Annotated in this window: 9 protein-coding genes; 3 read left to right on the top strand and 6 right to left on the bottom strand. The window is 42.1% G+C overall.

Annotation, left to right across the window (positions count from 1 at the left end; translation table 11 throughout):
* From ACZFYI_RS09610 to ACZFYI_RS09600, 3 genes are all read left to right on the top strand, one after another.
* Positions 1 to 1,670, top strand: a 1,670-nt coding sequence (locus ACZFYI_RS09610) for a hypothetical protein (protein WP_462523910.1), incomplete at its 5' end; no start/stop codon positions are given.
* A 175-nt stretch (positions 1,671 to 1,845) separates the two neighbouring features.
* The gene (locus ACZFYI_RS09605; protein ID WP_462523909.1) at positions 1,846 to 2,847 is read left to right on the top strand and encodes an acyl-ACP desaturase; all 1,002 of its coding nucleotides are present in this window, start codon (positions 1,846 to 1,848) and stop codon (positions 2,845 to 2,847) included.
* Positions 2,848 to 2,943: 96 nt separating this feature from the next.
* Entirely contained in the window at positions 2,944 to 3,795 is an 852-nt protein-coding gene (locus ACZFYI_RS09600) for a pirin family protein (protein ID WP_462523908.1), read from the top strand.
* A 160-nt stretch (positions 3,796 to 3,955) separates the two neighbouring features.
* Here the strand turns inward: ACZFYI_RS09600 and ACZFYI_RS09595 are convergent, their stop codons facing one another.
* The 6 genes from ACZFYI_RS09595 to ACZFYI_RS09570 all read right to left on the bottom strand — a co-directional run bounded on the left by ACZFYI_RS09595 (position 3,956) and on the right by ACZFYI_RS09570 (position 9,896).
* The gene (locus ACZFYI_RS09595) at positions 3,956 to 4,732 is read right to left on the bottom strand and encodes a Rossmann-like and DUF2520 domain-containing protein (protein ID WP_462523907.1); all 777 of its coding nucleotides are present in this window, start codon (positions 4,730 to 4,732) and stop codon (positions 3,956 to 3,958) included.
* 101 nt (positions 4,733 to 4,833) lie between these two features.
* Positions 4,834 to 7,365, bottom strand: a complete 2,532-nt coding sequence (ccsA, locus tag ACZFYI_RS09590; protein WP_462523906.1) for a cytochrome c biogenesis protein CcsA — start codon at positions 7,363 to 7,365, stop codon at positions 4,834 to 4,836.
* Positions 7,366 to 7,393: 28 nt separating this feature from the next.
* On the bottom strand, positions 7,394 to 7,810 hold the full coding sequence (locus ACZFYI_RS09585; RefSeq protein WP_462523905.1) for a cytochrome c maturation protein CcmE domain-containing protein: 417 nt from the start codon (positions 7,808 to 7,810) through the stop codon (positions 7,394 to 7,396).
* 73 nt (positions 7,811 to 7,883) lie between these two features.
* Positions 7,884 to 8,129 (bottom strand): CcmD family protein, encoded by a 246-nt coding sequence (locus tag ACZFYI_RS09580; protein WP_462523904.1) that lies wholly within the window; start codon positions 8,127 to 8,129, stop codon positions 7,884 to 7,886.
* Complete coding sequence (ccsA, locus tag ACZFYI_RS09575; protein ID WP_462523903.1) at positions 8,126 to 8,806, bottom strand: cytochrome c biogenesis protein CcsA; 681 nt, start codon at positions 8,804 to 8,806, stop codon at positions 8,126 to 8,128. The genes ACZFYI_RS09580 and ccsA (ACZFYI_RS09575) overlap by 4 nt, the downstream gene beginning before the upstream one ends.
* Before the next feature lie 424 nt (positions 8,807 to 9,230).
* Entirely contained in the window at positions 9,231 to 9,896 is a 666-nt protein-coding gene (locus ACZFYI_RS09570) for a heme exporter protein CcmB (protein ID WP_113924047.1), read from the bottom strand.
* Positions 9,897 to 10,203 lie beyond the last annotated feature (307 nt).

Raw genomic sequence — 10,203 nt, 5'->3', positions numbered from 1 at the left:
ATGCACCCACTAGTCCATCTGTCACTATTTCCATTGACGGGAGTTTGGCCGATGGGATCAAGGACGGAAGGCTGCTCTTGCTTTTTCACCATAATGAAAAGACAGAGCCCCGGTTTGCGGTTTCTGATGATGTGAATTCAGCGCAGGTATTGGGGATGGACTTTGAAGATTATCAGGCCGGCAATTCGCTTTCATTTGATCTAGGTGTCTTTGGATATCCCGTAGAAAACTGGAAAGAAATCCCGGCAGGTGATTATTGGGTACAGGCTTTTATCGTCAAATACGAAACATTCAACCGCTCAGATGGGCATGTTATCAAAATGCCGGTGGACCAATGGGAAGGAAGGCAGTGGGCAAGGACTCCGGGAAATATCTACAGCACTCCCCAAAAAATCTCTTGGGATGGAGAATCAGGCTTTTCCATCAACATTGACCAAATCATCCCGCCTGTCGAAGAACCTGAAGACACCGAATTTATCAAGCATATCAAATTCAAAAGTAAACTGCTTTCTGACTTTTGGGGAAGAGATATTTATTTGGGTGCGCACGTTTTATTGCCAAGGGATTTTGACAAAAATCCCAATGAATATTACCCTTTGATGATCTATCATGGGCATTTCCCATCAGATTTTGGCGGATTTAGGACTACCCCTCCTGATGAAAACATCGAAGAAACCTACAATGCCCGCTTCAACATCTATGGCTATGAAAAAATCGAACAGCAGGAAGCTTATGATTTTTACCAGAAATGGATTTCTCCAGGTTTTCAAAAATTCATCGTCATAGAAATCCAACATGCCAACCCATTCTATGACGACAGCTATGCCGTCAATTCTGAAAATATCGGACCCTATGGAGATGCCATTACTTACGAATTGATTCCACATATTGAAGAGCAATTCCGGGGAATCGGAGAAGGCTGGTCAAGGTTTACCTATGGCGGTTCGACCGGCGGATGGGAAGCTTTGGCAGTACAGGTGATGTATCCCACAGAATACAACGGATGCTTTGCCGCCTGTCCTGACCCGATTGATTTCAGGGCATTTACCACTGTGAATATTTACGAAGACCAAAATGCCTATTACCTCAATGGGCCATTCAGAACCACTGAAAGGGTAGGAAAAAGGAATTATTTGGGTCATGTATCGGCTATGGTCAAAGACATGAACCATAAAGAACTTGCTCTCGGAGGCACCAAAACACGTTCGGGCGACCAATGGGATATCTGGCAGGCCGTCTATTCACCCGTGGGAGATGATGGCTATCCAAAACCGATCTGGGACAGGTATACCGGGGAAATCGACAAAGAAGTAGCCAACCATTGGAAAGAAAATTTTGATTTGCGCTATATCATGGAGAGGGATTGGTCAAAGTTGGGGAAAGACCTAGAGGGAAAAATTCATATCTATTGTGGAGATATGGTTAATTATTACCTGAATAATGCCGTTTATCTTACTGAGGAGTTCCTCGAAAAAACTTCCGAACCTTATTATGGCGGAGAGGTTAAGTATGGTGACCGTGCTGAACATTGCTGGAACGGAGACCCCACCCAGCCCAACTACATCACCCGGCTCAGATACAATACCATGTACCTTGATAAAATAGCCAAAAGACTGGTAGCAACCGCTCCTTCAAATTTCAACCAAAAAACCTGGACACTGACAAAATAATCATCCGAATAAAAGAGAAACCCATTTTAGAAATTGGGTTTCTTAGTACCTAATGAAATTAAATGTGATTACCTTTACTTAGAATTTAAACCAAACAGTTCCGATTGCATCCTTTTTTAGTAATCCCGAGTCTTTACTAGGCGATGAAGGTAATTAAGGCCATAAATTATTAGTCATGAATAATTCAGAAAATATCAATTACGAATTAGAAAAAAACATGGAAGTCATCTCTCAGTTGGATGGCTTTGTAGGAAATGCCGTGGATAATGTTTTGGTGGACCCTGATGAATGCTGGCAGCCATCTGATTTTTTGCCAGATATGGGTCAGCCGGATGCATTTGACGAGGTCAAAAAACTTCAGGAAAGAGCCGCCGGTATTCCGGATACTATCATTACTTCTCTGATCGGAAATATGATTACAGAAGAAGCGCTACCAAGCTATCAGACGTATTTCAACATGTTAGAAGGCATCAATGTAGAAGGCAGCTTGCTAAGCAACTCCGGTTGGGTAAGATGGTCCAAAGCCTGGACAGCCGAGGAAAACCGCCACGGTGACCTGCTAAATAAGTACTTGTACCTGTCCGGACGTGCTGATATGAAGAAAGTGGAGCAAACCATCCACCGATTGATCTACAACGGTTTTGATCCAAAGTCAGAAAAGGATCCTTACCAGGCAATGATTTATACTTCTTTTCAGGAAAGAGCAACCAAAATTTCCCATGTGAATACGGGGAAATTGGCCGATAAAGCCGGAGATGATGTCCTTTCAAGAATCTGTAAGACCATTGCCGGAGATGAAGCGAGACATGAGAAAGCTTATAAAAGCTTTATGAGTCAGATATTTGAGATTGATCCCAATGGGGCAATTCTCGCCTTTGAGAAAATGATGCGCAAGCAGATCGTCATGCCTGCCGTGTTGATGGGTAAAGGAAGCAGCAACCCAACATTGTTTGATCAGTTCTCCGCCATTACCCAAAAAATAGGCGTGTACACCGGTTGGGATTATGCCAGGATCATCGAACACCTGGTCAGTCTTTGGGACATTCAGAACCTGACAGGTCTCAACGATATTGCTTCAAAAGCACAGGATTACCTTGCCCATCTCTCTGATCGGTATATGCGCTTGGCGGACAGGATGAAAACTCCTGATGAAATATCCCTTGCTTGGTTGAAATAAAATACAGAGCCTGAAGAAATTCAGGCTTTTTTTTTCCCTTGGGGGAACAATTTTCCGACTTTTGAAATTTTAATGTATATACACACATCGAAAGCCATGATCATCAAAGAAATCCATCCTGCAAGCTATCATCCCATAGCAGACCTCATTACCTATAATCCCCTACCTTCTCCAAAGCTCAGGCAGATTGATCCATTCATATTTTTGAACCATCATGGTTTCCAGACTTATCCCAAAAACAACCGGGGACTTCCCTTTGGTCCACACCCACATCGAGGAATGGAAACAGTTACTTTCATCTTGGAAGGGGACATCATGCATCAGGATTCAGGTGGACATGAATCTGTAATCAAATCAGGCGGTATCCAATGGATGACTGCGGGGAGAGGTTTGATCCACTCGGAAGTATCTTCCTCTGCATTCAAAAAAGAAGGGGGAGATTTGGAAATTCTGCAGCTTTGGCTGAACCTCCCTGCCAAGTTGAAAATGACAGAACCTAGGTACCTCGGACTTCAAAAAGATGAAATCAACCATTTTGACTTAGAAAATGGAAATGTAAACATTCAGATGATTGCCGGGGAATGGGATGGTAATAAAGGATCTTTTGAAACCCTCAGCCCCATCTTCTTGAGTACCATTACCATGGTGAAGGGAGGGAAATTCACCAAAAACATCCCTGCTGAAGAAAACATTTTTTTCTATATTGTTCGCGGTGAGGTGAAAGTCTTGGGCGAGAAAATCCCCTTTCGAAATCTTATAGAATTCAGTGCCGATGGAGGAGATTTAGTAGTCGAGGCTACTGAAGACAGCATCCTGATTTTGGGCCATGCAAAGCCATTCAACGAACCCATGGTGGCGCAGGGTCCATTTGTCATGAATACACAGGAGGAAATCATGGAAGCTTACAGAGATTATCAACAAGGAAAATTCGGGACCTGGAGCCATTAAAAATGTGTGGCTGCCCCTTGAGAGGCAGCCACCCGATATACTAAAAAATCCTAAACTAAAATCATTTATAAAAACAGTAAAGCTCAAAAAGTTGCTTAATCACCCGTATCAAATATACAGGATCTGCAACCTTTAAAAAATACCCTAAAGGGGGTATTTTTTAATACAAATCAATAATATCCTGAGAAATGAGCTTGTATATTTCAGCGACTTGTTCGTTGTAGTTCAAAAATTGATAATGGGCATCCAAGGTATTTAAATCTGACCTTCTTGCAGGTCCTGTTTGTGCCCTCTTTGCTCCCAATTCCAGACTTTTGCTGATAGTTTCGATAATCAGCGGTTTGAGCATTTCGAAATCCAATCCCTGCCTTCCCATAATTTCCTCAGAAAGTCTCAACATGTGATTGGAGAAATTACTGGCAAAAACCGCAGCCACATGCAAAGCCATCCTGTCTTTGGATTTGACAAGATATTGAAGGGGAGAAAGTGACTTCGCAAGTTTTTTGAGTTTTTGAAGTGTTGATTGATCCTCAGATTCCAAGAGAAAAGGAACATCTCCAAAGTCAATTTTCCTTTCTTTGCTAAAAGTCTGCAAAGGATAAAAAATACCCGTGTAAGCTGCCGAACTGTAACCCAAAATATCCAATGGAACAGCACCTGAGGTATGCACAAGGATACTTTCCTCCGGCAAAATAATTTCATCGGCAAGTTCTGAAATGGCTTGATCGCTTACTGCCAGGATAAATATCTCTGCCTCCGAATCTGAAAAATCAAGGTCGTTTTTTGCTTCAGCAGTATACAACCTGCCCGTGAGTTTTAATGCATCTGATATATCCCTTCCGAAAATTTCAGTCACAGTATGGCCTGCCTCTTCAATTGCCGGTGCCAGATGCCAAGCAACATTGCCTGTTCCTAATATTGCAATCTTAAATTTCATAATTGAAATATATACCTTTTTGTGGGGAAACTAAAAAGGAAAAAAGCCCTAAAGAGCATTTCCTTAGGGCTTTTCAATGAATATTGGACTGGGAATTGCAATTAAGCTTCCAAACCTTTGTCCCTCATTTTTTTAAACTCATCATACCTTCTGTAAATCGCTACACTAAAACCTATCAGCATCAGGATGGTACCTGCCCATAGGATATTGATTTGCGGCATCAATATCGCCTTCAAAACCACATAGTCTTTTTGATACCTGTTGACTTTGAAAGAAAACGTATTTGTCTCAGGCTTGATATTCTCCAATTCAACCTTGACACCAAGTTCATTGTCAATGGCAGCAATCTTTCCGACCTGATTGTCACGGATGATGAAAATCGGCTCCAACCTTTTCTCCACATCATAATCCATGACCACCAACTTGGCTTTTACCGCAACATCACCTTCCCTCAAATCCAAACCCTCCACTTGGCTGAGTACCTCTCCTCCTTCAAAGGTGGTTACGAAATCAGAAATGTAAAACGTCTCGCCGGGTGCTACTTCGTAAAATTCATCATCCCTCCACTCCGGGTCTTCATAATCATTGATAGCAGAAACATAAGTGTATAGATCCCTGTTTACGAACCTTTTTGAGTCAGGCGAGGAAATCAAACCCATCGAAGTATTGAATTGCGACATAGGATTCAATGAAAACTGATAAACAGAATCTTTATAATAGTCAATTTGGAAATAATCATTTTCTTCCAAAACGATATTGACCTTGTCTCCTTTGGAAAAATAGGTTCTACCCCTTGCTACGATATCTTCCAAAGCAATGGCTTCATTGATCCCACCGGTTGATTTCAATTGCTTGACATTGACAAATCCAGGTACTCCCACCACTTTTTTCTGCCTACCACGATAGACAGCCGTATAATCTTTGATTTGAGTTGGCTTATTGATCCAAAGCAGGACGTGCTCTTTGTTCATTTCCTCTTCCCAAGAATTGCTATAGGTCAGGCCTGACAAATTGTATGATATGATCTCAGAATAACCGGAAGAAAACATGATTCCGATGAGGACCATTCCAAGTCCTATATGGGCCAAAGAACCTCCTGCTAATTTGAAAGTCGATTTCCTTACCAGTTTGATCAAAATGGACGAATTGGCAACGATAGTAAATACCGAAGCCAAAACCACGATGATATATGGTATATCATATACTTTACCAAACACAATGATCAGCGCCGATATGATTACCGATATGATATATGGCATCACCAAGGCCTCTCTCAGGGCTTTCGGATCCATTTTATTCCACCAGAAAAACTGTCCCACTGCGGTCAGCAAAGCAACCACGACTGCAAACCAAAGTTGGAATTTGGTATAAAATCCAATCTGATCCGCTGGAGGAGCCATATTTGAAATCCCTCCAAAACTCTCCACCAATGCATTCCAAACAGGAATGGAAGTAGGTAAAATCACCTGAAAAGCCATCAATGCCAATGTAGTGGCTCCTATAAAAATCCAGAATTCACGGGAATAAACAGAGGCTTCTTTTTCTGAAGTGGGGATATGTTTCCAGGTTTTGGCAGCCAAAAAGACAGCTATCACCAGAAAGAACAACATGTAAATCAAAAGCTGACCAGACAATCCCAAGTCAGTAAAAGAGTGAACCGAAGAATCTCCCAACACGCCCGATCTCACCAAGAAAGTGGCATACAGCACCAAAATGAAAGAGGCAATGACCAAGACAATTGAAGACTTCAAAGCAGTACTGCTTTTCTTGAAAGTGATCATCGTATGTATTGCCGCGACCATGATCAGCCAAGGGACATACACTGCATTTTCGACAGGATCCCAATTCCAATAGCCACCAAAATTCAAAGTCACATAAGCCCAATAAGCTCCCATGATGATACCCATACCAAGGATCATGGCAGAAAACTGTGCCCAAGGCAATGCAGGACGGACCCACTCAGAATATCTTTTGGTAGCCAATCCCCCCATCAAGAAGGCAAATGGTACCAAGGTAGAAGCATAACCAAGAAACAAAGTCGGAGGGTGAATCACCATCCAAATATTCTGCAGCAAAGGATTTAAGCCTGTGCCATCTTCAGGTATAAAATCCGGATTGATCTGGAAAATCGGTGCGGAAACAGCATCCCGCAATAGAATAAATGGCGAACTCCCAATCTTCAAATCTCCGATCACCACACCCAAAATCATCGAAACCAGAAATGCCTGCACCAAAGCAAAAACAATCATCACAGGGCCTTCCCAGAATTTGTTGGTATGGATCAAAATCAATCCTAAAACCACATTCCAAAAAATCCAAAGGATAAATGCACCTTCCTGACCTTCCCAAAAACTGGAGATCATATAATGCACCGGAAGTGCTTTGGAGGAATGGGAATAAGCGTAGAAATATTCGAAGCGGTGGTTATAGATAATCTCAAAAAGTGAAAATGCCACCGTGACACTTGCAAGGGAATGTATGTAAAAAGTAACCCTGCTGAACTGCCGCCAATTGGCTTTGTCCAAATCCTGTGCAATCGTGTATTGATAATAAGAGTAGGCAGTAACCAAGGCACTGACAAAAGCAAGAATCAATGCGAAGTGGCCTAAATTACCTATAAAGGTATTGATCATGTTAAATGGAATCAAAGGGAAAATTAATTTACATTCCTGCTGTTTTGAGCTCTGTCTCCTGATATTTCGAAGGGCACTTCATCAGGATTTTGTCTGCTACAAACAGGTCCTGGTCTTTATAAGCACCGATGACCACCACTTGTTCAGCCCTTGAAAAATCCGGGGGAACAGGTTCATTGTAAAAGACCTTTTGTTCAGTGCCTTCATTATCCACCATCAGAAAGTAAAAGGAAGTTTTGTCCTCATTGATTTCAATCCCCTCCACATTTCCGGTTTGCCCTTTTTTGAGTTGTCCCACTACGTGGATGGCTTTGTCCTCACCATTGTTTTTCATGGCTTTGGCATTGGAAAAGCTTTCGTAAGTACTCGCATCTCCGATCATAGACATGATGATGACAATCGCGACAGCTATGATTCCCAATCCTATAATATGTCCCTTTTTCATTTTTGTTTGATTAAATATTTAAACTGCTTCTAAAGCGAAATTTTACAACTTTGCTATCCTTGACAGTATTATTTTACTCTTCTTTCAATAGTTTTTCCAGACGGCTTACTTTCCTGTCCGTATTGATCACATAAACCAATAATCCTGCAAAAACGATCCCGATGATTCCTACCAAAACGTAGATTTTTCCCTCGGAACGCATCACATCCGCCATTTCAACGCTGTTATTTTGGTAATCGTTTTCAGAAATCTCAATTTTTTCCTGTCCAAAAACATTCAGACTGAAAGCCATGAATACTATTAATAACCACTTTTTCATGATACCTGATTGATCAATTTATCTTCTAATTTCCTTTCGATTCTTCTCAGTCTGACCCTGACCGTACTGATCCATGTTCCCATCAGTGTCCAGGCAATAATCGCAGGATAGAATACCATTCGCAGTTTGCTGTCGAGGTCATAGGCATTGAATCCGGGATTGCCGCCGTTGCCCGGATGAAGGCTGTCTGTCAACCTAGGTAATACAAATATCAAAGGTATAAAGGCGGCAAAAGCAAAAATGTTATAAACGGCACCGATTCGGGCTCTTTGATGGACATCGGTAAGGGAATTTCTCAAGATGAGGTAGGCAAAGTACATCAACAGCCCGATGGCAGAAGCGTTTTGCTTGGGATCTCCGCTCCAATAATCGCCCCAAGTGAATTTGGCCCAAAGCATGCCAGTGACAATTCCCAATACCCCAAACAGGATCGCCGCATTGGTGAACTCAAGCGCCATGTCATCATGCCTGAGGTCATTGCTTCGAAGAAATTTGATGCTGTAAACTACTGCCACCATCAACATCAATATCATCCCAAACCACATGGTGACATGGAAATAAAGTGCCCGAATCGTTTCATTGAGGATGGGCAATCTCGGTACGTCAAGAAGAAGTCCTGCTGTAAGGGTAAAGGCCAATAAGACCACAGTCAGTATTTTCCACCAATATGCTCTCATTATAATGGGTTTGATTTTTCAAGCGCAAAAATAAGGCATAAGTTCCTCATTCCTGTGCTTTTTGTGAGATATGTTGGCTTCTAAAGTTAGGTTTCCCGCAAAGACGCTAAGACGCAAAGAAATCACCGGTCAATAATCCAAAAAAGACACTTGGCCACAAAGAAATAGAGAAGAACTCCCACAAAGTCGCTAAGGCGCAAAGAAATAATTAAAATTAAAGAAACTGATATTAAACTATCATTCAGAATTAAAATCCCTTTGCGATTTTGCGGCTTCGCGGGAAAAAGTTACTTTACCAAAGTCTGATGGCCTATAACCTTCTGACTTATTTTTTTCTTTGCGTCTTTATGACTTTGTGGGAATCTTATTGATAATTTCTTTCTTTCCTTTTCCTTAGCGCTTTTGCGCCTTCGCGGGACAGTTCCTAACTCCTCCAAAGATAAGGAAACAGGATATACGCCGTCACAGCCACGATAACATTGATCGCCATAAGCGTTACAATCTTATCCAAGCTCACTGACCAATCCAACCCATCAATGGCATTCTTTGACACCCGGATAGCCATCAGCAAAATAGGGATGATGACCGGAAAACTCAATATCGCCATCAATGTCGCATTGTTGCTCGCCTTGGACGCTATCCCTGATACCATCGTCAGACAGGCCGAAAAACCAACCGCTCCCAATATGAGGTTCAACAAAAACATTCCCTGATCCTGAACGGGATTGCCCAAAATCACGCTGAAAACCAGATATCCCAACAATGCCAAAACAAGCGTGAGGAGTGTATTGTAGATGATTTTGGAAATGATGATGGCTTCGGGAGAAGCAATCATATAATAATATAGTTGTCGGCCCTGATGTTCCTGCACAAAGCTTTTGGCCACGGCATTGACTGCCGAAAACAGGATAATGATCCAATACAGCGCATTCCAGGTCGGAACTCCGATATTGCCCTGCTTTGCTCCTACGCTGAGGTAGGTAATAAAAACCGCAGATACGACGTATAAAAGAATCCCGTTAAGCGCATATTTCTGCCTCCATTCGAGGGTGATTTCTTTTTGGATCAGAACAGCAATTTCTTTGAGCATGCGGCAAAGATAGGGAAATGAGGGGAAGTTGGGAAGGGGGAAGTTGGGATGTTGGGAAGTTGGGAGGTTACGAAGTAGGAAGTTGCCTATTCCTAATTATTTTTCTGTTTCCGCTTTCCGGAAAGTAAAGAAAAAATGGTTGGAGGATTGATAAAAGGCGCAGTGGACAGTGGACTGTCGCCCGTTGACGAGTAGGTCTGCCAAAATGACATTTTAAGCGAATTGGAACAAGCCTTGATAAGGGCATTGTATCAATAATGTAATTCACTAAAACAAAAATAGCTATGCAGGAAAAAGGTACCATCTC

It is taken from the genome of Aquiflexum sp. (assembly GCF_977115555.1).
The sequence above is the reverse complement of the archived record's forward strand: the minus strand, read 5'-3'. Positions and strand labels throughout refer to the sequence as shown.

Bases quoted from the DNA above. Each gene is read 5' to 3' on its own strand.
- ACZFYI_RS09570 (WP_113924047.1), bottom strand. From the start codon at position 9,896: ATGCTCAAAGAAATTGCTGTTCTGATCCAAAAAGAAATCACCCTCGAA.
- ccsA (WP_462523903.1), bottom strand. From the start codon at position 8,806: ATGAGAGCATATTGGTGGAAAATACTGACTGTGGTCTTATTGGCCTTT.
- ACZFYI_RS09605 (WP_462523909.1), top strand. From the start codon at position 1,846: ATGAATAATTCAGAAAATATCAATTACGAATTAGAAAAAAACATGGAA.
- ACZFYI_RS09580 (WP_462523904.1), bottom strand. From the start codon at position 8,129: ATGAAAAAGTGGTTATTAATAGTATTCATGGCTTTCAGTCTGAATGTT.
- ACZFYI_RS09585 (WP_462523905.1), bottom strand. From the start codon at position 7,810: ATGAAAAAGGGACATATTATAGGATTGGGAATCATAGCTGTCGCGATT.
- ccsA (WP_462523906.1), bottom strand. From the start codon at position 7,365: ATGATCAATACCTTTATAGGTAATTTAGGCCACTTCGCATTGATTCTT.
- ACZFYI_RS09600 (WP_462523908.1), top strand. From the start codon at position 2,944: ATGATCATCAAAGAAATCCATCCTGCAAGCTATCATCCCATAGCAGAC.
- ACZFYI_RS09595 (WP_462523907.1), bottom strand. From the start codon at position 4,732: ATGAAATTTAAGATTGCAATATTAGGAACAGGCAATGTTGCTTGGCAT.